Annotated in this window: 16 protein-coding genes; 8 read left to right on the top strand and 8 right to left on the bottom strand. The window is 46.3% G+C overall.

The window, feature by feature from the left end; genetic code table 11:
- The first annotated feature begins 2 nt into the window (after positions 1–2).
- Complete coding sequence (locus NZ848_RS13325; protein WP_259015878.1) at positions 3–3,074, top strand: efflux RND transporter permease subunit; 3,072 nt, start codon at positions 3–5, stop codon at positions 3,072–3,074.
- A 10-nt stretch (positions 3,075–3,084) separates the two neighbouring features.
- The gene (locus NZ848_RS13320; protein WP_259015877.1) at positions 3,085–4,434 is read left to right on the top strand and encodes a TolC family protein; all 1,350 of its coding nucleotides are present in this window, start codon (positions 3,085–3,087) and stop codon (positions 4,432–4,434) included.
- A 246-nt stretch (positions 4,435–4,680) separates the two neighbouring features.
- Here NZ848_RS13320 and NZ848_RS13315 read toward each other — a convergent pair whose 3' ends face one another.
- From NZ848_RS13315 to NZ848_RS21520, 3 genes are all read right to left on the bottom strand, one after another.
- Positions 4,681–5,544: a DUF5780 domain-containing protein gene (locus NZ848_RS13315; protein ID WP_259015876.1), complete on the bottom strand. Its 864-nt coding sequence runs from the start codon at positions 5,542–5,544 to the stop codon at positions 4,681–4,683.
- Positions 5,545–5,810: 266 nt separating this feature from the next.
- A complete protein-coding gene (locus tag NZ848_RS13310) occupies positions 5,811–6,278 on the bottom strand; it encodes a MarR family winged helix-turn-helix transcriptional regulator (RefSeq protein WP_259015875.1) in 468 nt (155 codons plus the stop codon).
- Positions 6,275–7,177, bottom strand: a complete 903-nt coding sequence (locus tag NZ848_RS21520; RefSeq protein WP_309600834.1) for a redoxin domain-containing protein — start codon at positions 7,175–7,177, stop codon at positions 6,275–6,277. Before NZ848_RS21520 ends, NZ848_RS13310 begins: the two co-directional genes overlap by 4 nt.
- 216 nt (positions 7,178–7,393) lie before the next feature.
- On the opposite strand from NZ848_RS21520, the gene lepB reads away from it, so the two are divergent.
- A complete protein-coding gene (gene lepB / locus NZ848_RS13295) occupies positions 7,394–8,554 on the top strand; it encodes a signal peptidase I (RefSeq protein ID WP_259015874.1) in 1,161 nt (386 codons plus the stop codon).
- 12 nt (positions 8,555–8,566) lie between these two features.
- Here lepB and NZ848_RS13290 read toward each other — a convergent pair whose 3' ends face one another.
- The 4 genes from NZ848_RS13290 to NZ848_RS13275 all read right to left on the bottom strand — a co-directional run bounded on the left by NZ848_RS13290 (position 8,567) and on the right by NZ848_RS13275 (position 14,249).
- Entirely contained in the window at positions 8,567–9,868 is a 1,302-nt protein-coding gene (locus tag NZ848_RS13290; protein WP_259015873.1) for a DUF4249 domain-containing protein, read from the bottom strand.
- Positions 9,865–11,151: a DUF4249 domain-containing protein gene (locus NZ848_RS13285; protein WP_259015871.1), complete on the bottom strand. Its 1,287-nt coding sequence runs from the start codon at positions 11,149–11,151 to the stop codon at positions 9,865–9,867. Before NZ848_RS13285 ends, NZ848_RS13290 begins: the two co-directional genes overlap by 4 nt.
- 23 nt (positions 11,152–11,174) lie before the next feature.
- Entirely contained in the window at positions 11,175–13,550 is a 2,376-nt protein-coding gene (locus NZ848_RS13280; protein ID WP_259015870.1) for a TonB-dependent receptor, read from the bottom strand.
- Between the two features lie 249 nt (positions 13,551–13,799).
- Entirely contained in the window at positions 13,800–14,249 is a 450-nt protein-coding gene (locus NZ848_RS13275) for a hypothetical protein (RefSeq protein WP_259015869.1), read from the bottom strand.
- 362 nt (positions 14,250–14,611) lie between these two features.
- On the opposite strand from NZ848_RS13275, the gene NZ848_RS13270 reads away from it, so the two are divergent.
- From NZ848_RS13270 to NZ848_RS13260, 3 genes are all read left to right on the top strand, one after another.
- Entirely contained in the window at positions 14,612–15,511 is a 900-nt protein-coding gene (locus NZ848_RS13270; RefSeq protein ID WP_259015868.1) for a helix-turn-helix domain-containing protein, read from the top strand.
- Between the two features lie 87 nt (positions 15,512–15,598).
- Positions 15,599–16,591, top strand: a complete 993-nt coding sequence (locus tag NZ848_RS13265; RefSeq protein WP_259015866.1) for an aldo/keto reductase — start codon at positions 15,599–15,601, stop codon at positions 16,589–16,591.
- Between the two features lie 144 nt (positions 16,592–16,735).
- Positions 16,736–17,848: an aldo/keto reductase gene (locus NZ848_RS13260; RefSeq protein WP_259015865.1), complete on the top strand. Its 1,113-nt coding sequence runs from the start codon at positions 16,736–16,738 to the stop codon at positions 17,846–17,848.
- 338 nt (positions 17,849–18,186) lie between these two features.
- Here the strand turns inward: NZ848_RS13260 and NZ848_RS13255 are convergent, their stop codons facing one another.
- Positions 18,187–18,888 (bottom strand): NUDIX hydrolase, encoded by a 702-nt coding sequence (locus NZ848_RS13255; protein ID WP_259015864.1) that lies wholly within the window; start codon positions 18,886–18,888, stop codon positions 18,187–18,189.
- 118 nt (positions 18,889–19,006) lie between these two features.
- On the opposite strand from NZ848_RS13255, the gene NZ848_RS13250 reads away from it, so the two are divergent.
- Positions 19,007–20,644 (top strand): carboxylesterase/lipase family protein, encoded by a 1,638-nt coding sequence (locus NZ848_RS13250; RefSeq protein WP_259015862.1) that lies wholly within the window; start codon positions 19,007–19,009, stop codon positions 20,642–20,644.
- A gap of 149 nt (positions 20,645–20,793) precedes the next feature.
- On the top strand, positions 20,794–22,395 hold the full coding sequence (locus NZ848_RS13245; protein ID WP_259015861.1) for a carboxylesterase/lipase family protein: 1,602 nt from the start codon (positions 20,794–20,796) through the stop codon (positions 22,393–22,395).
- The last annotated feature ends 20 nt before the right edge of the window (positions 22,396–22,415 follow it).

Raw genomic sequence — 22,415 nt, 5'->3', positions numbered from 1 at the left:
TCATGAAAAAACAGAAACTGAATATTATAGAACTGGCTATGAAGCATAAGCAGATAGCCATCATTATTACAGTGATACTCTCTATTGCAGGGCTTGTGTCGCTGATGATAATGCCCCGGAACGAGTTTCCTGAGTTTACCATTCGCCAGGGTTTAATCATCGGGGTGTATCCCGGTGCCAATTCAGCGCAGGTAGAAGAAAAGCTAGCCACCAAAGTAGAAAGCTTTTTGTATGGGTTTCAGGAAGTAAACCGCGAAAAAACCTATTCTATCTCTAAAGAAGGAATGCTGATTGTTTTTGTTGAGGTAAATAATAACGTGAAAGACCCTGATGCCTTCTGGGACAAAATAAAGTTTGGCTTAAACAATCTTAAATCTGAGCTGCCGCCGCAGGTGCTGGCTTTGGTTGCCAATAATGACTTCGGAAATACGTCGGCCATATTACTTACGGTGCAGTCAGACAGCAAGAGCTATAAAGAACTTGACCGCGAACTGAAAGTAATTGAAACTGAATTCAGAAAAATAAAGTCGGTCTCTAAAGTGAAACACTTTGGTTTGGTTCAGGAGCAGATAACCATTTATCCTGACAACGACAAACTGGCTTACTACGGTGTAAAACCCGTTAATGTACTGGCCGCTGCGCAACTGGAAGGCTCTATTTATTATGGCGGCGAGCTGGACAACGGCCAGCTGATAACCCCGATACACATTCCGTCAACCTATCAATCGGAAGAAGACATCAAAAACCAGATAGTTTATACCGACCCCAACGGTAATGTAATCAGGGTAAAAGACGTAGCGCGCGTGGTAAGAGAATATCCTAAGCCAGACGCCATCATCAAAAACAACGGCACAAACAGCCTGCTGATATCGCTGGAAATGCAACCCGGAAACAACATTGTTTCTTTTGGTAAAACGGTAGACGAAACGCTTGAATCGCTGAAAGGCAAAATATCGCCCGATGTGCAGATTGCCAAAATCGCCGATATGCCACAGGCCGTAGAGCATTCAATAACCCACTTTCTGAAAGAATTTGCCATTGCCATTGTAGCCGTTATTATTGTAACCATGCTGCTGCTGCCTTTCAGGGTAGCTGCGGTAGCCGGGGCAACCATTCCTATTTCAATTTTTATTACCCTCGGTATTTTATATGCCTTAGGCATTGAGCTGCACACGGTGTCGCTGGCGGGTTTAATTGTGGTGCTGGGTATGGTGGTAGACAACGCCATTGTAGTGCTTGACGGACACATTGAAAAACTAGACCACGGCGAAACCCCCTGGAACGCCGCCTGGAAAAGCGCCAGAGAACTGTTTATACCGGTGTTTTCGGCCACGATGGCTATTATTGCCACTTATGTGCCTATGATGTTTTTTCTTGACGGCATGGTGGGCGATTTCGTGGGTGCATTGCCCATAACCATTGGTGTAGCCCTTATTACGTCTTTGCTTATTGCCTGTTTTCTGGTTCCGTACTTAAGCTATGTGTTTATTAAAAAAGGAATCAAGAAAGAAACCGCCAAACCGGGAAGGAAGTCGCTGCTGGATGTGATTCAGAATCTATACGACAAAATGCTTGAGCTGGCTTTCAAATTTCCTAAAACTACTATTCTGGCCGGCATTGGCTCTGTGGTAGCAGGTTTAGCCATATTTGCAACGGTGCCACGCCAGTTGTTCCCGAAAGTAGACCGTAACCAGTTTGCAGTAGAAATTTATCTGCCTGAAGGCAGCACGCTTGAGCAAACCGCCTTTGTTTCTGACAGCCTCGAAAAAATGCTGATAAAAGACAAGCGCGTTGCCAATGTGGCCGCCTTTGTAGGTACCAGTTCGCCGCGTTTTCATACCACGTATGCGCCCAATTTTCCGTCCCGAAATTATGCGCAGCTGGTGGTAAATACCCAGACAGCCAATGATGCCATTGCCCTGCTGACAGAATATGAAGCCAGGTACCGCAATCATTTCCCGAATGCGTATGTGCGTATGAAACAGCTGGATATGCTCAGCACCACTGCACCTATTGAGGTGCGTATCAGCGGCGATAACCTCGACAGCATCAAGACCGTTGCCATGCAGGTAAAAGCTGCCATGAATAAAAACGAAAACGTTATTTGGGCCAGAACCGACTACCTTAATCCACGGCAGGGTATAAGCGTTGAAATCAATGATGAGATTGCCAACCGGCTTGGTTTAACCAAAGGTACAGTGGCGGCGTCGCTGGCTGCTGGTATGTCTGGCATGCCTGTGGGTACCATCTGGGAGGGCGACTACCCCGTTAACATCAAACTGATGAACGCCCCGGGCCAAAAAAACAGCTTTGACGACATCGCCAATCAGAACGTAACCTCGCCAATTACGGGCGCAACTGTTCCTGTAAGGCAGATAGCCAGCGGCATCACCAACGATTGGAGCGAAGGACAGATTATCCGCCGCAACGGTACCAGAACCATCACCGTAAGGGCTGACGTAAAACACGGCGCCCTTGCCTACAAAGTACTGGCTGATATTAAGGCCGCTATAAAAACCATTCCTTTGCCAAAACAGACAACCCTGTCTTATGGCGGTGAAGAAGAAAGCGAAGTTGAAAACTATATTCCAATGGCCAAGGCATTGGTGGCTGGTATCCTGCTTATCTTCTTTATACTGCTGTTCCAGTTCAAAAAACCTAAACTGGCTCTGTTGGTAATGACCACCATGCCGCTGAGTTTTCTGGGTGCGGCATTAGGTATTGTTATTACGGGTTATCCTTTTGGTTTAACATCGTTTCTGGGTATTATGAGCCTGATGGGAATTGTGGTACGTAACGGGATTATCCTGATTGATTATGCCGAAGAACTGCGAACCCACCACGGCATGACACTCCTGAACGCCGCCGTAGCAGCCGGTAAACGCAGAATGCGCCCTATATTCCTGACCTCGTTTGCGGCAGCCGTAGGCGTGGTACCCATGATACTGAGCGGCTCTACCCTGTGGGGGCCTTTGGGTGCGGTGGTATGTTTCGGGTTACTGGTGTCTATGATACTCACCCTGTTTATGGTGCCGGTGTTGTATCAGCAATTATTTAAAAAGAACTACGCTTAAAAATCTGAAAATGAGACATATAACCCTCTTATTGGCTGCTGTGTGTGTATCGGCAGCAGCCTATAGCCAAACCGCCCTTACCCTTGAGCAAAGCCAGGCGCTTGCCCTGAAAAACAACAAGGCGTATAAAAACACGGCACTTGAAATTGAAGCAGCCAGAGAAATACAGCAGAATGCTTACACCAATTATTTTCCGAAGGTAAGCGCCAACGTATTTGGCATGCAGGCCATAGACCCGCTCGTAAAATTCAAGATGGATGGCGGCAACCTGCCTGTGTATGACGGCAACCCGGCCAACCTGGCCAGTGCCACACAGTTTGCGTATTTTCCGGGTATGGACCTGCGCATGATGCAGCGCACAGCAGCCGGAGTGCTGAATATTGCCCAGCCATTGTATACCGGCGGGCGGCTTACAACCGGCAACCAGCTGGCCGCACTTAATGTAGATGTAAAAGAAAAACAACAGCAGCTAAGCGAAAACGAAGTGCTGCTGAAAGTTGAACAGCAATACTGGCAGTTGATAGCGTTACAGGAAAAACAAAAAACGCTCGAAAAATATGAGGTGTTGCTGAATGATGTGCGCAGGCAGGTAGACGATGCCCACAAAGCCGGGTTAATTATTAAAAACGATGTGCTGAAAGTGCAGATTAAACAAAGTGAGCTGGCGGCCAACAAAAACAAACTGCAAAACGGCAAAAAACTGGCAACCATGCAGTTTTGCCAGACCATCGGCATTGAATATGACAGCACCCTGGCATTGCAGGAAACCCCTGACATAAGCCGGAACCCGATGGCCTATTATGTGAATCATGGCGGGGCTTTAACCAACCGCACTGAATATAAACTACTGGAGAAATCGGTAGAAGCGGCGCAACTGCAAACCAAAATGAAAAAAGGAGAGTATATGCCAACTGCCGCACTGGGGCTGGCGGGTTACCATCTTAATTTTCTGGAAAGTGGCACCAAGAATTTTACCAACGGGCTGGCGTATGTCTCGGTATCTGTTCCGATATCTGACTGGTGGGGTGGGTCTCACAGTATCAAAGAGTCTAAAATAAAAGAGCAGATAACCGCCAACAGCTTTGAGGATACCAAGGGCCTGCTGTCACTACAAATGGAAAAGGCCTGGACAGACCTGAACGAAGCATGGAAGCAGATAGCCATTATTAAACAAACGGCCATTCAGGCAGAAGAAAACCTGAAAGTGAGCCAGTCGGGTTATGCCAGTGGTTTGGTAACACTGTCTGACCTGCTGGAAGCCCAGGCCCTGGTAACAGAAACCGCCAATAAACTGACGGAAGCACAAACACAGTACAAACTGGCCGTTACAACCTACCTGCAGGTAACCGGCCGGAAATAAAATAGGGAATAACCCAAAAAAACTGCCAAATGAGGGCGGCCGCAAGGATAGAGCAAAGAATAGTGAGGCGGCCGCCATTCAGGTGGTAAATGTATGGCACAAATGGTTTGTTTTCTTGCCGATGGAACAAGCCTGATTTTTAATTGCCGGAATGATAATGGAAGCGAACTAATCTGATAAACAAAAAAACTCCTTCATTTCTGAAAGCGCATTTGGTGGTGGTAAGGCGGTTGCTGAAGCCTTGGGTTAATAACTTTTCACCGTTATAGCCTTAGTGGGTTTCCAGGTTTTTCCGTCTGCAAAACGAACCGAAACCAGCGACACCACTATTCTTGTGGCGTTGTCGTGGCCTTCTAAAATCCAGTTACCTAAAACATTAGCCTGGCCCGGCGCCAGCTTTACTTGGTAAACTCCTCTGAAACGGTTGTTTTTGCGAACCGGGTGATTTACCGGCCGGTTGTAGCCATCATAACAGGCAATGGTTACTTCGTAGCGGTCTATGGTTTCAGTGCTTAAGTTTGAAACCACCACACTGGCTTCGGGCGTGCTTACTGAATTATACTTGAGGTCAACTGAATTAATGGCCAGCGGCGGGTCATTTACTTTTTGCTTTGCGTTTTGCTTAGTATTTTTTTCTTCTTTCCGGCCGTTTGCAATTTGGGCATTCTGCGCTTTTATGGCTTCAATCCGTTTGGCCAGTTCTTCATTGGTCCGCAAAAAATAGGCGTCAATATAGCCGGTTTTGCCTTTATGTATGGCCTGCACGTAGTCGTTGCCATCATTAAAATCTTTTTTATAGCCAACTACCGAAATTTCAGAGTTCGGCGGAATTTTATACATCATTTCCATGGGCTTATTGAAGCGGTCGTTCCAGAAAACAATTTCGTCGCGGTTAGTAATAGTTATTTTCCCGAAACGCACGGGCGGTTCCAATGCCCTTACCAAACCAAGCCTTTGCTCGGTGGCCGATATCTGGCTCTGGAGCGCTTTCAGACTTTGTTCCTGATTCTGCCGCAATTGTTTCAGGCTGTCCAGCCTTTTCTTAAGTACTACGCCACTCTGAGCAAACCCACTCAAACTCAACAATAAAAAAAACAGCAATTTTTGCATATATATTCATTTACCTGGCTTTTATTAAATAAAACAAAGAAAAATGTTTTGTGTACAGGTTTTACTCCAATCTACCCATAATAACTGGCATTACGCGCCAATTGATACATTATATTACTGTTACCCAACTCAAGGCACCAAAAAAAGCGCCCTTAAACAAGAGCGCTTTTTAACCTTACCCAAACTAATATCAAAACATTATGTACGTTTTAGCTATTCAATTAATACTATATATTGCATAACTGGTAATGGCTCTTCCGCTAAAATCAGGCAGAGGTTAACTTAGTATTCAGCTGCCCCAATAGCTTATTGAGCGTTTTATGAAAACCCGCAATTTCTTCAAGTGCAACAGAATCGTCAGAGAAACTACTCAGTATTTTTTCAGGTATCAGCACCGCTTTTTCTTTAAGCTTTTCGCCTTTTTCGGTGAGCGAAACCAGCACTTTGCGTTCGTCTTCGCTTGAGCGTTTTCTTACCACCAGTTCTTTTTGCTGCAGCCGTTTAAGCAAAGGCGTTAAAGTGTTAGATTCCAGATACAGCCTGGCTCCAATTTCGGTTACTGTCAGGCTATTGTGTTGCCAAAGCACCAGTAAAACCAGGTATTGGGGGTAGGTTATATCAAGTTCGCTCAGAAACGGCTCATACAATTGGGTTGTGAGCCTTGAAGCCGCATACAGCGGAAAACAAAGCTGTTTGTCCAGATAAAGCGCCGTAAAATCTTGTTCGGTTTTCATAGCATTTGCTGTATGTAGGCTTCCATGTCTTCAGGCTTGGTGGTGGGCGCATATCTTTTTACAGCCTTACCGTTTTTGTCAACCACAAATTTGGTAAAGTTCCATTTGATGTCATCAACCAGCAAACCACCTTGCTCGGCTTTCAGGTAATCAAATATCGGGTGGGCGTTCGGGCCGTTTACATCAATTTTTTCGAACATCGGAAAGCTCACCCCATAATTTAACTGACAAAACTCTTCAATATCTTTTGAGCTGCCAGCCTCCTGATTGGCAAACTGGTTACACGGAAAACCCAGCACCACCAGCCCTTTGTCTTTATTGGCCTGGTATAGTTTTTCAAGGCCTTCGTATTGCGGGGTAAGGCCGCATTTGCTGGCTGTATTCACCACCACTACGGTTTTGCCCTTAAACTGGCTCATAGAAACGGGCTTGCCCGAAAGCGCTTTGGCTTCAAAATCATAAAAACTCTTAGCTGCTCTATCTGCTTTTTTGCTGAACAAAAGTTTTAAACCGCCTGTTGACCACAAGGCCCAAAGTACCAAAACCGGCTGAAAAAATAAGCGGATTAACCGTTTCTGGTCGGTATCAAGGCCAAAGGCATCAATTCCGTTGGTGTATTGAGATATATTACCCGGAAAAATAAGGATGTAAAAAATGGCCAGTGCGATACCCACTTTGGCGCGGTGCTTAACCAGAAATATCATAGAAAGCCCCAGGGCTATTTCAACCAAACCGGAAGAAAGCACCACGAAGTCCATAAATGCGGGGTTAGTGGGCAACCAGCGGGGCACCTGTGCCAGAAACTCCTGCCTTTGAAAAGTAAGATGGCCAATACCAGCCAGGGTCATCAATGCACCCAACAGAATTCTGAACAGGTTTTGTATGCGTGAAGTTTTCATTTATTTAAAATTTAGTCGTTTAAAATTAAATCGCTTGCGATGCAAATTTAGTAAATAAAGTTGACCCGGCACATACTTTTTGAAAATTTAATGTGGCAAGGCTAAAAAAGTAATGCTGCCAATGGGCAGTGTAGGGGGCAGGTAAAAAAATACAGATGGCAAATAAACCACCGCAGGGTTTTCAGGTCAAAGCAGGGCAATCTTATTTAAAAGCGAATGACTGATAAAACTACCTCTACAAAAACGCCTGATTCTGCCCCTAAAGCCAAAAAAAAGAAATCTGCCCTGCGCGAATGGTTCGATTCCATTTTGTTTGCCGTTGTGGCCGCCTCGTTGATACGCTGGCTGATGTTTGAGCCTTACACCATTCCCAGTGGCTCTATGGAAGCCAGCCTGCTGACAGACGATTTTATTTTTGTAAGCAAATTTCATTATGGCACCCGTACGCCCAAAACGATTCTGCAGGTACCGCTCACACATCAGAAAATATGGGGTACCGAAATCCCCTCGTTTCTCGACTGGATTCAGCTTCCGCAATTCCGTTTGCCGGGTTTTACGCATGTTAAAAATGGCGATGTGGTGGTTTTTAATTACCCCGGCTGCCCCGAGCGGCCCGATGAGTTTGGCGGTTATGACAAGTACCCGGTTGATTTACGCACCAATTATATTAAACGTTGTATTGGTGTGGCAGGAGACGTGGTGGCCTTGAATGCCGGACAAATAACCATTAACGGCAAGCCTTTTATAAGCCCGGCAACGGTACAGATGGAATATGAAGTTGAAACCAGTGATTTGGTGAACGACAAGGTTTTCAGGAAATACGGCATTACTGAGTTCAGCCAGTTGGTAAGCCCCGAAAACACCATTGTGTACGATGTAAGAGCCACCGAAAAAGCCATTAAAGATTTGCAGAGCCAGGATTTTGTGAAGCGTACCCAACAGGTATTACTGGCTAAAGGTGATACCAGCAACCGGAATTATGTTACGTTTCCGCATAATGCGCGGCTTTTTCCGAATAATCAGGATAACATGGAGGCATTTACTGTACCCAAAAAGGGTATGACGATTGCGCTTACAGAAAAAAAACTGGCTTTCTATAAGGGTATTATTACCACTTTTGATGGTAACGATGATGCCCGCTACGAAAACGGACAAATATTAATAAACGGCAAGCCCATTAGCACCTATACTTTTAAACAGAACTATTATTTTATGATGGGCGACAACCGCCATAGTTCTGACGACTCGCGTTTCTGGGGCTTTGTGCCGGAAGACCACATTGTAGGCAAGGCCGTATTTGTTTGGATGTCGTTCGATAAAAACGGTACTTTCTTCAACAAAGTACGCTGGAAACGCTTGTTCAGTATAATTCATTAAGGCAGCAGCAGCCTATGGGTTATCTACCCAGCCCAGGGGTTTTTCGGGCGTGCGCGAGTCGTTCTTGATACACAAAGCCGTTGGTACTCGCGGCGGGCCGCCTGAGATGAGTATCTTGGCCGCACCACCAGGCCCCGAGCTTGAAGGAGAGGGTTCAGGGCTTGGGGCGCGGGCCATCAGGGCTTTAAAAAGCCCGGGCGGAACCGCATTGCCCGTATCACGTCGGTCGAGCCAGTATCTGATTATCGAAACATCAGATACCGCAAAATAGCCCACTACTGTTTCTTTTTTATCACGGATATTGCTGATGTTGCCGCGCAGAGCCGTAGGCGGGGTGTCTGTTATGCCGCCATTGTTTTCTGTCTGCTGCTGAAAAAGTCTGAAATACGCATACGCATCTTTGGTGTGCGATAACTGGCGTAATTCAACCAATGCACCCTGATACTGGTAATACGGTATTTTGGCAACTTTTCTTTGCAAAATCTGTCCGCCATTGGTAAGCCGGTCTTCAAACAGATTTAGTGTTGGGCTATAAAATATCTGCCAGCATTGGGTGCGGCACTGGTAGTCGTAGGTCCATTCGGTAGTCGGAATGGGCGGCATTTCCCAGTCGCTATCCCAGGTGTATTTTGGGCTAAAACAATCTTCAAACGGTTCGTTGCCCGACACAAAGTACTGTTTGTTGAGGTAAACCCCCGGCAATATTTTATTAACCGCATAAACGCCTCTCACACAGCTTTTGCACCATTCCTGTTTTTCATAAAGCACCCACTCCCAGCTATAAAAATTGCGTTGGTCGGCAGGGTCTTGGGTATCCACATACAGTTCATGAAAACCATTAAAGCCTATACCATTTATGGCGGCGGCAGTAGGGTTAAATGTGGCATTCACGTTTTTCATTGGTGCAACAGCTTCCAGTTTTTCCGGCTCCGACGCATACTCGGCACCGTCAGTAAGTCTGAATTTTAACTGATAAGTCTTTCCGGTCTGCCCCCTGAAATGCTCCGTCAGCGCATAATAGCCCGGCCGGTTTTTATCTTCTGTATAAGTTACCGTTTCTGAGCCATCAACCAGCAGTTGCACTGTTGCACCGGTAAGCGGCAAAGATACCAGACCTGACAGTGCATCGGTTTTGGCACGGAATAGCTTCAATGTTTGCGGCTCGTCGGCGGTGGTCAGGCGGCCTTCAACAATAATGGCATTCAGATTATTGTTTACATTAAACGCTATCTGCTCTACACAGCCTGCCGCCACCAGTAAAACTACCAGTATTAAAGCTGATGGTAAGAATAAACCTTGTTTTTGAGGTTTCATTTTTTTGTTGGTGTGCATTTAGTTGGTTCTGGTTCGTCTATCCACCCGAGGGGTCTTTTTCCGGTACTATGTCTGGTTTCCAGACAGGTGGCCCTGGGTACTCTGGGTGGGCCATCCCAAATAAGCATAAGGGCTACTTCAGGCGGTTCTGGTTCTGCATTAGGTTTCCGCTGGTTTAAAATCTCAAACAAACCCGGCGGCACCAGGTCGCCGGTATCTTTCCGGTCTACAAAGTGCCGTACATGTATGGCCGCCGACGCCGCAAAATACCCTACTACCACCTCGCGGTCGTTGGCAATATTTCTGATGTTGCCTTTCAGTGCCGTAGGCGGTGTGCTGGCAATGCCGCCATTGTTTTCGGTTTGTTCCTGAAAGTGCTTAAAATACCTGAACGCCTCTTTGGTTAAAGAAAACTGCCTGATTTCTATCAATGCCCCTGTGCATTGGTAATAGGGCATCCGCCCAATTTTGCGTTCTATAATCCGGCCGCCGTTGGTGAGGCGGTCTTCAAACAGATTCATGGTTTCGCTGTTAAAAATTTCCCAGCAGCCCTCGCGGCATTCGTAATCATATATCCAGGGCTTGCTTACAAAGGCGGGTGCTCCGGGCTTGCGTTCGGCAGGCTGGGTAAAACAGTTTTCATAAGGTTTACTGCCCGACTGATAAAACCTGTTAAACGGGTATTGCCCAGGTATAACTTCATTTACGGCATAAATGCCGTTTTCGCAGGTGCGGCACCATTGTTTCTTTTCATAGATGGTGTATTCCCAGCTATAAAAGTTTTCCTGGTCGGCGGGGTCCTGCACATCCACGTATATAGAATGTACTCCTTTATAGCCTTCGGGCTTGTCAAAAGGCTCATAGGCATTATACTTAATATGTAGTTCGGCAATGTCTGGCACTGCGGGCATTACTTCTATGGTCGACTCATACCTGCCTCCGTCGGCCAGCTCAAATCTAAGCTGATACGCGGCTCCGATTCTGGCCTTAAAACTGGCTGGTAAATAATAGGCGCCGGGTTCTTTTTCGGTCATGGGTATTACTTCGGTATTATTCACCACCAGTTCAACCCTGGCTTTTTCTACTACTATAATACCAGCGCGCCCGTTTTGTACTTTAGACCGGTGAATCTTTACCATTTGCTCGCCCGGGCCGTTGGTTACCCTGCCTTCTACCGAAAGCACATCCACTTTATAGGCGGCATCATATTCAATCTGGTCTATGCAGCTCAACCCTGCCAGCATTAACACTATAAAACAAAATATTTTTTTGCTACCCCGCACCTGAATCTGTTGGTTTTGAAAGTTTACTTAAACTGAAAATTGTATGATAACGACGGAATAGGCGTGGCAAAAATAGCCAGCCTGTAAGGGTTAGGCTCTGAGCCGCTGAAATAAATAGAATAGGCATTTTTGCGCCCATACAGGTTATAAACCGTAAATGCCCAATGCCCCTGCCAGCGTCTGTTTTTCATGCTTGGGTTGTAGATGTTCCAGGCAAAATCAAGCCGGTGGTAGTCGGGCAGGCGGGCCTGGTTCCGTTCGCCATAATATGGGTAGAGGCGGTCGCGGTAATACACCTGCCCTTCCGGAGCAGTAAATGGCCTGCCGGTGCTGTAAACAAAGTTAAAAGAAAAACTGTGGTATTTACCCTGGTTGATATTGATGCTCAGATTCAGGCTATGGGGGCGGTCATAATTAGCCCTGTACCATTCGCCATTATTAATCTGCTGGCTGAAATCAACGCTGCCATCTACCCGGTTCAGCGTGCGCGCATAGGTGTAATTGAGCCAGCCCGTCAGTTCTCCTTTTTTCTTGCTCAGCATCATTTCTAAACCGTATGCTTTGCTTTTGCCGGGCAGCAACTGGGTTTCCGGATACGGCTGCAGCATAAAATCGGCCCCTGATTTGTAATCCAGTGTATGGCTGGTGGTTCTCCAGTAGGCTTCTGCCGACACCTCAAATGTGTTTCCTTTCAGGTTACGCAGCCAGCCAATGGTAAACAACTGGCTTATCTGCGGTTTAATGTTGGCGTCGCTGGTTTTCCAGCGTGCGGTTGGCAAAGGCGTAGTGGTATTGGTAATGGCCTGCATATACTGGCGCATCATATTATACCCAATTTTGATTGACATATCGGGGCTGATGGCATACCTGATACCCAGCCGCGGCTCAAAACCGCCATAGGCTTTGCTTACTTTCCATGCGCCATAACTTACCGAATCAATAATGCTGCTCTCGCTCATGGTTTCTCCGGCCGCATATTGCCTTACCACACGCGGCCCCAGATTCATAAAATAAGAATAACGCAAGCCTGCAGATACCGCCAGTTTATCAGATATACTTCTCTCGTGGTCGGCATAAATGGCGGTTTCCAGCGCATTTTCGTCCGGAGTTTTCACATACGCTATGTTCACGCTGCCGCCCGGCATCAGTTCTCCGGGGTTTAGGCCATAATGTATGGCGCTGATACCGATTTCTGTTTTGGCGTTATCTGTCTGGTAATTCAGGTTAGACTTCAGTTGTTTATACCTGATTTCCTGCCGCAAGGTTACTTCACTGCCGGTGCCTGATTCAACCGACAGGATATCCGGCCTGTAACTGGCCGAAACGGCGGTGGTTTGTAAATTGAGTTTAGGCGTAAGCGCACTGAACCACTGCACCATGCCGTTTAGGGTCTGGTGCCTGTATTGGGTGTTTACAGAATTGATGTCGGCCAGACCGCCAATGAGGTTGGTCTGAAAAATGTCTTTGCTGAAATAGGCACTGGCTGTCATGGTATTTTTCTGGTCTATCCGCCAGAAGAGCTTGCCTACCAGGTCGCCGAAATTGGCCTTGATGCTATCCAGTTTTTTTGAGATAATGGGCAGAACAGAAGAATTGAACGACCCCCTTGCCGAGACTATCAGCCCGAGTTTGCCTTTTATCAGCGGCATATCGGCCGTTAATTTGTTAGACACCAGACTGATACCCCCCGACATAGAAAACTGCGTAAGGTTAGGGTTTTTTAATGAAATATCCAGCACAGACGCCGCCCGCCCGCCATAACGCGCCGGAACATTGCCTTTGTATAAATCCAGCCCCCGCACGGCATCTGCCGGAAACACCGAAAACAACCCGAACATGTGTGTGGGGTTAAAGATAGGCATTTCGTCCATCAGTATCAGGCTCTGGTCTGTATTACCCCCTCTGATGTTGATACCGTTGGCGGCCTCGCCCACACTGGTAACACCGGGCAGCAGTTGCAGACTTCTGAGAATATCAACCTCGCCCAGCGCTGCGGGCATCCGTTCTATGGTTTTAATATTAATGCGGCTTACACCCAGCAGAGGCTCGCGCACGGTGCGGTCGTAGCCTTTGTCAGACACCACCACTTCTTCCAGTTGCGCCGACACACTTTGCAGCCTGATGTCAAGATTGACATTCTGCCCTCCTGAAATGTTCACCCGGTACGGTAAATAACCTACATGGCGCACAATAAGCACGTGCTGCCCCGGCGGAAGAAGCAAACTGAATTTCCCTTCTGTGTCGGTATAAGTGCCTCTTAAAATCTTTTCGTAGTCAAGCACCACGGCGGCTTTCTGTAGCGGAGCATTATCAACCGAGTCGCGTATGGTTCCGGAAAGTATCTGGGCTTTTAATGGCAGACTAAGGATTATCAGAAAAAGTAAAGGTAATGGCTTCATAAGGGTTAGAACCTGAATTTTGTATGCTTTATTTGATGACGTTGCCTACTGTGCGAATGCTGTTAATTACCGGGGTTATTTCTCAGGGCAGGAAATAAAGAAGGCAACTATTTGATTGAATGGTGTAAATAAGACACAAATATCTGGTATTCCGGTTTTTCAGGCCAGGTTTTCAGGTACAGGATTAAAGAGATTCGACCTTACCTGATGAACTAATAACACCCGGGCGCAATAATTAAAGATACTATACTATTTGCCCCACGCCGGAACAGGTGTTTTATGGTAGAAGAGTTCGTCTACGTAATAGCTTCTTCTTGCTGTTTTATTGCAGGTGGTGTCACCGTCGATGGGGTAAATACAAGGTTGGTAGGCGCCATTACCAACGGAGTTCATGATACTAGCCGGAGCCCCATTAGGTAGCACATCGTCTCGGTGCGCGCGGGTCAGAAAACAATGCCCCAACTCATGAAACACCAGTGCCTCGCGGTTTTGCGCAGGCACATTCTGCCAACAGCCGGGGTTAATTACCACCACACGCTGGCCGTTTTTTTTCTGTACATAATGCCCGCATTCTTCAAAACTCAGGTTGTCAAACCGCATATCCAGATTCATAGCCGGCACATTAACGTTGCGTATCATGGCTTCTTCCAGAAACTTCGTCACATAGGGCTGCAAAACAGGGTCAATACTATAAACCATTGGTTCCGGTTCTTTCTTAGTACACGACAAGCAAAAAATAAGTTGAATTATCAGAAGTTTCTTTTGCATAGTTCAAAGATAAGTAGAAATTAATAAATACCATAATATTAACTGATTGCAGGCGGGCATGTATTTAATTTAGAAGCCAGGCAAATTTAAAACTATTGTAACATGGCCATAAAAGGCATTAGATATAATGAAGCGTAAGGCTTAAACGCTAAAATAAGATTGAAAATAACAGGCATCATGGTGCCTGCTCTTTCAGGCTTTGTTTGAAATTCGTAAGTTTACATTTGATTTTTGTTTATCGGGAACAGCCCGCACCAGTTAATTTTGATTTTTATCAGCCAAAATAGAATACGATGGATACCAGCGAGACCATTGAAGAACTTTACAAACGAAAGTTTAATTGGATGCCCGAAAATATCCGGAATGAAATAGGGCATTTCAATATTTTCAGTTTGGAACCACTTTCGGATAATGAACCAAGGGAGATTCCTTACAGAAGAAGAGATTTCTATAAAATAATGCTTGTTGTGGGTAACAGCAAGGTTCATTATGCCGACAAAATAATTGAAGTAAAGAAGCAGGCGCTTGCGTTTTCGAATCCGCAGATACCTTATAAATGGGAACATCTCGACAACATACGCGATGGCGCCTATTGCATTTTTAACAAGCACTTCTTCAATCAATTCGGTAATCCAGACCACTACAGGGTATTTCAGCCCGATGGCACCCATGTTTTTGAACTTACTGATGAAGAGGTACTTAAACTGCAAGGCATTTTTGAACGTATGTTTGAAGAACTCAATTCTGAATATATACACAAATACGATGTACTGAGAAACCTGGTTTTTGAACTGATGCACTTTGCCATGAAAATGCAATCAGACAATCTTTCAGCACGGCAACCTGCGAAAGCATCTCAGCGTATCTCAGCCATGTTTGTTGAGCTTCTCGAACGGCAGTTCCCCATAGAAGAAGCGCATCCAAGAATCAACTTCCGTTCAGCGTCAGACTTTGCCAGTCAGTTAAATGTGCACGTCAATCACCTGAACAGGGCAGTTAAAGAAATAACACAGAAAACCACCTCTCAGCTGATTGCCGAGCGTGTACTGCGCGAAGCCAAAGTGTTGCTGAGGCACAGTAACTGGAATGTTTCTGAAATTGCCGATGCCCTCGGTTTTACTGAGGTAACGCACTTCAATAATTTCTTCAGGAAACACACGGGGCAGAGTCCGGGTAAATTCAGAAATGTTTGATTTTCGTAAGCTATCCTTTGATTTTCGTTATCTTAACAACTCCTGCCAGGCTAATTTTGCATTAGCATATAATAAAACAATATAGCCATGAAAACACGTAAATTAGGCAAGGGAGGTCTTGAAGTATCAGCAATGGGCCTGGGTTGCATGGGAATGAGCTTCGGTTATGGCCCTGCCGGCGAAAAAAGCGAAATGATAAAGGTTATCAGAAGTGCAGCAGAGCAGGGGGTAACCTTTTTTGATACCGCCGAGGTATATGGCCCTTTTGCAAACGAAGAACTGGTTGGCGAAGCGCTTGAGCCATTTAAAGGTAAAGTAGTAATTGCTACCAAGTTTGGTTTTAATATAGACCGTACACAGCATAAACATACAGGTCTTAACAGCCGCCCTGAAAACATCAGAAAAGTGGCTGAGGAGTCATTGAAAAGACTTCGGGTTGAGGCAATAGATTTGCTGTATCAGCACAGAGTTGACCCCTCAGTGCCAATTGAGGACGTGGCCGGAACCGTAAAAGATTTAATTGCCGAAGGTAAAGTGAAGCATTTTGGCTTGTCAGAAGCCGGAGCCGCCACTATCAGAAAAGCGCATGCCGTGCAACCGGTTGCAGCACTGCAAAGTGAGTACTCGCTCTGGACACGCCAGCATGAAACAGAGATTATACCCACAATAGAAGAACTTGGCATCGGGCTTGTGGCCTTCAGCCCTTTGGGTAAAGGTTTTCTGGCTGGTAAAATAGACGAAACCACCCGGTTTGCCGATGGAGATATCCGCAATGTTTTGCCCCGCTACACCGAAGAAGCCCGCGTGGCCAATAAAGCACTGCTAGACCTGCTGCATCAGTTTGCTGAAAAAAGAAATGCCACACAGGCACAAATAGCGCTGGCCTGGGTGCTGGCGCAAAAACCCTGGATAGTACCCATACCCGGCACCACCAAAATTCACCGGCTGACAGAGAATAATGGCGCAGCAGCCATTTTATTAACTGAAAGCGAACTGGCAGACATTGAGGCTGCATCGGCACAGATAAAAGTAACCGGAGCGCGTTACACCGAAGCCATGGAAAAATCTACAGGCTTATAACAGGTAAACTGTTTTCTCAACAAATAAATCATTCCTGAATGACAAACGTACCCAATACATCTGGTGGTATTGCCTTGTGTTTGCGTTTATGGCATCAACACATTACCCAATTTTTAAAACGATTGGATTTTAAACAATGAAAAAATGGAAAATCAGAACAGAAGAAACTTTATAAAAGACGGAGTAATTATGGGCGGTACAATGCTGGGTTGGCAGGCTTACGGAAATTCAGAGGCGGCTTCTCAGCGCATCAATGCCGCTGGTTTGAGTAAGCGTATTTTAGGAACCGGCAAACATAGTATGCAGGTATCGGCAATGGGCCTGGGCTGCATGGGCATGAGTTACCACAGAAGTTTTGTGCCTGACAGAAAAGCTATGATTGCGCTGATTCGTAAAGCCCCTGAATTGGGCATCAATTTCTTTGATACCGCAGAAGCGTATGGCCCACTGGTAAACGAACAATTGGTGGGCGAAGCCCTGTATCCTATCAGAAAGCAGGTAATTTTGGCAACCAAATTCGGCTTTAAAGAGGGTAAACCGGGTCTCGGACTCGACAGCCGCCCTGAACGGATAAAACAGGTTGTAGAACACTCGCTGAAAAGTCTCAAAACAGACTATATCGACCTGCTTTACCAGCACCGCGTAGACCCCAACGTACCTATTGAAGATGTGGCAGGCACAGTGAAAGACCTTATTACTGCAGGAAAAGTAAAGCATTTTGGATTGAGCGAAGCAGGCCCTGAAAACATCCGCCGCGCACATGCAGTGCAGCCTGTTACGGCATTGCAAAGTGAGTATTCGTTGTTTACAAGGCAGCCCGAAACAGATGTAATTAAAGTTTGCGAAGAACTGGGCATTGGATTTGTACCATACAGCCCACTTAGCAGGGGCTTACTGACAGGCTATATAAACGAGCGTACAAAATACAACCCTGCCAACGACAACCGCCAGACTTTACCCCGTTATCAGCCCGAAGCCATTATTACCAACTGGCCTTTGATTGACCTGTTGAAAGACTTTGGCGACCAGCGAGGGATTACAGTAACGCAGGTGGCTCTGGCCTGGTTGCTGGCACAAAAGCCGTTTATAGTACCCATACCCGGCACCACCAAGCAAGCGCATCTGCAAGAAAACGTATGGGCAGCCAGTTATAATTTTGCACCCGATGAACTGGCACAATTAACAGCCCGGATTAACCAGATAAAGATAGTAGGTGAGCGATATACAGGCCAGTCAGCCGAGCAGGTAAGGCGATGAGCTTTAGCCTTGCAAAAGCATTTTAGATTTTCATGTTCGCCGAAGATGTTGATGAAGATACACAAAAAGCTAAATTGGAAATGTTTAAATCAATTAGGATTATGGCAACGAAATGAAATCAGGATTACGTCAATGATTCTATGCCGTTGCAAATAAAATCATCTCTAAATTTATAGCCGTAGGGGTTCAAAATTTTGAACCCCTACACGGCAAAATTTCTACCTCCAAATTACTTTTCATAACACAATGGCGTATCACGAACAAAATGTTCTAACCACAAATTGTCTTAATATTCACTAATTTCAGCCCCTATACTCTCTGCCCTTGGCCCCAAACCCTCACCCCTCCATCACCTTAAAACTATACAAAAACGGTGCCTTGTGGGCTTTACCGCTATATTGCTTGTCGTGGCGTTGCAGAATATTTAGGCTTAACATTTTGCGTTGGAAGGTCGTCCGGCGCAGCTTTTCACCCAATATGGCTTCATATACTTTCTGTAATTCGTTCATGGTAAACAACGGCGGCAGCAGGTTTACGCTCACCAGTTTGCGTTCCAGGTTATCGCGCAGGGTTTGCAGGGCTTTGTCTACTATCTGGCGGTGATCCTGCATCAGGGGGGGCAACTCATCAAGCGGATACCATTCACACGAGTCCGACAGCGCATCGGGTGTCGGCACTACCTTAGAGTAATCAATCAGCGCATAATAGGCCACAGATATAAACCTGTCGAGCATCCAGTGGTTTTCGGGCAGGTTATGTCCGTTCGCTTCCATGATGGTCTTCATAAAATGCGGTTGAAAACGCGCCACATCGCCAAAAGTATAAAACTGCTCCAGATAAATGTTATCAAGGCCGGTTCTTTCTTTCAAACCTCTTCTTACAGCCGCGTTCAGGTCTTCTTTTATACCTACAAACCCACCGGGCAGTGCAAAAAAGCCCGTGTTGTGATATTCCATGATCAGAATCTTCAGCTTGTTGCCCGAAAATCCGAAAATCACTGAGTCATAGGCGATGTGCGGTAAAAATTCTTTATTTTCCATAGGGTCAGGTATTTTATTCGGCTGCAAATATAAATTTTTTAGAAATAAGTATGATTATTTCTAAAAACCAATTATTATTGTCACAAATTGAGACAATAACTTAATATTACCTAAAAAAATGAGAAAAATATGCTATTTTCTTAGTCTGTTGCTGTTGGCATCTACGGCGGTTCAGGCACAGGGCAACAATGCCTTTGCCGTGCAAACCACCATAGCCAACGGTATAATAGAAGGAAATTACGATACAAAAACCGGCATTCAAACCTACTTCGGCATACCTTTTGCCAAGCCGCCGGTGGGTAACCTGCGCTGGAAAGCCCCGCAGCCCGTTGATAACTGGAAAGGCGTAAAAGAAACCAAACAATTTTCGGCACGCCCTATGCAAACGGTGGTGTTCGGCGATATGAACTCCCGTTCAAACGGTGTCAGCGAAGATTGCCTGTACCTGAACGTTTGGACACCCGCCCTGCGCAACACCAAAAACCTGCCCGTGCTGGTTTATTTTTACGGTGGCGGTTTTGTAGCCGGCGATGCCTCTGAACCCCGCTATGACGGCGAGGCAATGGCCAAAAAAGGCATTATAGTGGTTACGGTTAATTACCGGCTTAATATCTTCGGCTTCTTTGCTCACCCTGAACTTAGCGCCGAGGCACCTTACAAGGCGTCGGGCAATTACGGCTTGCTAGACCAGGCGGCCGCCCTTAAATGGGTACAAAAAAATATTGCAGCCTTTGGTGGCGACCCTAAGAAAGTAACCATAGCGGGCGAGTCGGCAGGTTCAATTTCTGTAAGTGCGCAGATGGCATCGCCATTGGCAAGAAACCTGATAGCCGGTGCCATTGGTGAAAGCGGCGCGGGTATCAACCCAACGCTATCACCAGTGCCTTTGGCAGAGGCCGAAAAAACCGGAGTAGAATTTGCTACAAAAGCAGGTTATAAAACGCTGGCACAACTAAGAGCGCTAAGCACGCGCGAAATCTACGAGATTTACAACGAATCGAAACGCTTTGGCTTCCCAACCGTTATTGATGGCTATTTTTACCCTAAAACCATTACCGAGATTTTCAATGCCAAAGAGCAGGCGCAGGTGCCTTTGCTTTTGGGTTGGAACTCAGCCGAAATCCCCGGCCAGGCCTTTATGTTTGGTCCGTCTTACAAAGAAGAAGCCTACATTGCCCGTGTGAAAAAAGAATACCCGAACGATTACGAAGAAGTATTGAAACTCTACCCGCACGGTTCAGAAAAAGAAATCGAATTATCGGCCACGGCACTGGCATCAGACCGCTTCATTGCTTACAGCACCTGGAAGTGGTTCGACCTCCACCGTATCAACAGCGCACAACCGGTTTACCGTTATCTGTACAGTAAATTACGCCCGGCATTGGTCGACCAGTCGCTGGCTTCGGGTCTGGCAGGGGGCACTGTTAAAAAAGAAGGCAACACACCAAAAATGCCCGAGGCTGTTGGCGCACCTCATGCCTGCGAGATTGAATATTGCATGGGTAACCTGCACCTTATAAAAGAGTATGCCTGGACGGCCGACGACTACAAAGTATCAGAAACTATGATGAACTATTTTGCTAATTTTATCAAAACCGGGAATCCAAACGGGGCTAAATTACCTGACTGGCCAGCGGCCAAGGCAGGTGATGGAACCCCACCGGTGATGATACTAAACACAGAATCGAAGGCCGAAAAAGCAAAAGACGACGCCCGCTATCTGTTTTTAGACAAAGCTTATGGGAATAACAAATAACGAATCACGAATGGTGAATTAGCGAATAATAGATAGTTGTAATGCTACGCATCAAAACTCATTCACTAATTCACTAATTCACTAATTCACTAAATCACCATTCACTAAATCGCTCATTCACTAATTCACGATTATCTATATCTATATCTATGAAAAAAATCTTCTTATCGCTGCTGGCATTAGGCATGGCAGTAGGTGCTTCGGCACAATTAGTAACCGGCGAAAACGTAGCTGTTGCCAGCACGGAGTCGGGCAAGGTGCGCGGGTATGTGCACAACGGCGTATATACCTACAAGGGAATACCGTATGCCGAAGCCAAACGTTTTGAAGCCCCGCATAAACCCAAGCCTTGGTCGGGGGTGCGCAGCTCATTAACTTATGGCCCGGTATCGCCGTTAATGGTGCCAACCACAACTGTACAAGACGAAAGCGAGTTCGTTTTCCATCACGACTGGGGCTATACCAACGAAGACTGTATGCGCATTAATATCTGGACACCCGGCATCAACGACGGCAAAAAACGCCCGGTATTGTTCTGGATTCACGGTGGTGGCTTTGCAGCCGGTTCATCGCAGGAGCTACCCTCTTATGACGGCGAAAACCTGGCCAAAAAAGGCGATGTTGTAGTAGTATCTATCAACCACCGCCTCAATATTCTGGGGTATCTTGACCTGTCAGCCTTTGGCGAAAAATACAAGCAATCGGCTAACCTGAGTATTATAGACATGGTAGCAGCGCTTGAGTGGGTAAAAACCAATATCGGTAACTTTGGCGGTGACGTCGGTAATGTTACCATCTTTGGCCAGTCGGGTGGTGGCGCTAAGGTAAATACACTCATGGCGGCTCCGTCGGCTAAAGGTTTATTCCATAAAGCAGTTAACCAGAGTGGCGCATTCCGTACCACTCTGCTTGAAAAAGCAGATACCCAGCTGATAGGCGCCGAGGTACTGAAAGCCCTGAACCTGCAACCCGGCGAAGTAGATAAACTACAAACGATACCGTACGCCACCCTGGTTGACGCCGGAAACAAAGCCCTGAAAGTAGTAGCCGACAAAATGAAAGCAGAAGGCCGCAGCCCTGGTGGTTTCGGACTAAGCTGGGGCCCAAGCCGCGACGGCGAGTTTCTGCCGCATCAGTTTACAGACCCTTCAGCCGTTGAATTATCTAAAAACATACCTTTAATGATAGGTACAGTTAAAAATGAGTTCATGGCCTCGTTGTTCAGCGGTATGTCTAATGCCGATGCCGAAAAAGTGAATGGATACATCAAAAACAGATATAAAGATAAAGCAGATGCTTATATAGCAGCCGTGAAAAAAGCGTATCCGGCAGATACCAAACCATCAGACCTGATGGATATTGATTTGATGTTCCGCCCGGGTGCAGTGGTTCAGGCCAAAGCCAAAGCGGCTGCAGGCGGCGCACCGGTATATATGTACCTGTTTACTTGGCAGTCGCCGGTGTTAGACGGCAAATACAAAGCCCTGCATTGTATGGAAATCCCTTTTGTGTTTAATAATATAGCCCGTTGCGAAGAAATGACCGGCGGTGGAAAAGATGCACACGCATTGGCAGCCAAAATGAGCCAGGCATGGATCAACTTTGCCAAAACCGGAAATCCTAATGCCCCGGGATTACCAAAATGGGAACCTTATACGGTAGAAAAAGGCGCCACCATGATGTTCAACAATACCAGCACCATCAGTTATCACCACGATAAAGAGTTGCTGGAATTAACCGCGCAGCCTTAAACAATGATGAATGAGTGAAT

Origin of the sequence: Emticicia fluvialis, assembly GCF_024793945.1 — a bacterium.
GTDB classification, from domain to species: domain Bacteria; phylum Bacteroidota; class Bacteroidia; order Cytophagales; family Spirosomataceae; genus Emticicia; species Emticicia fluvialis.
This window is presented reverse-complemented; position numbering and strand designations above follow the sequence as displayed.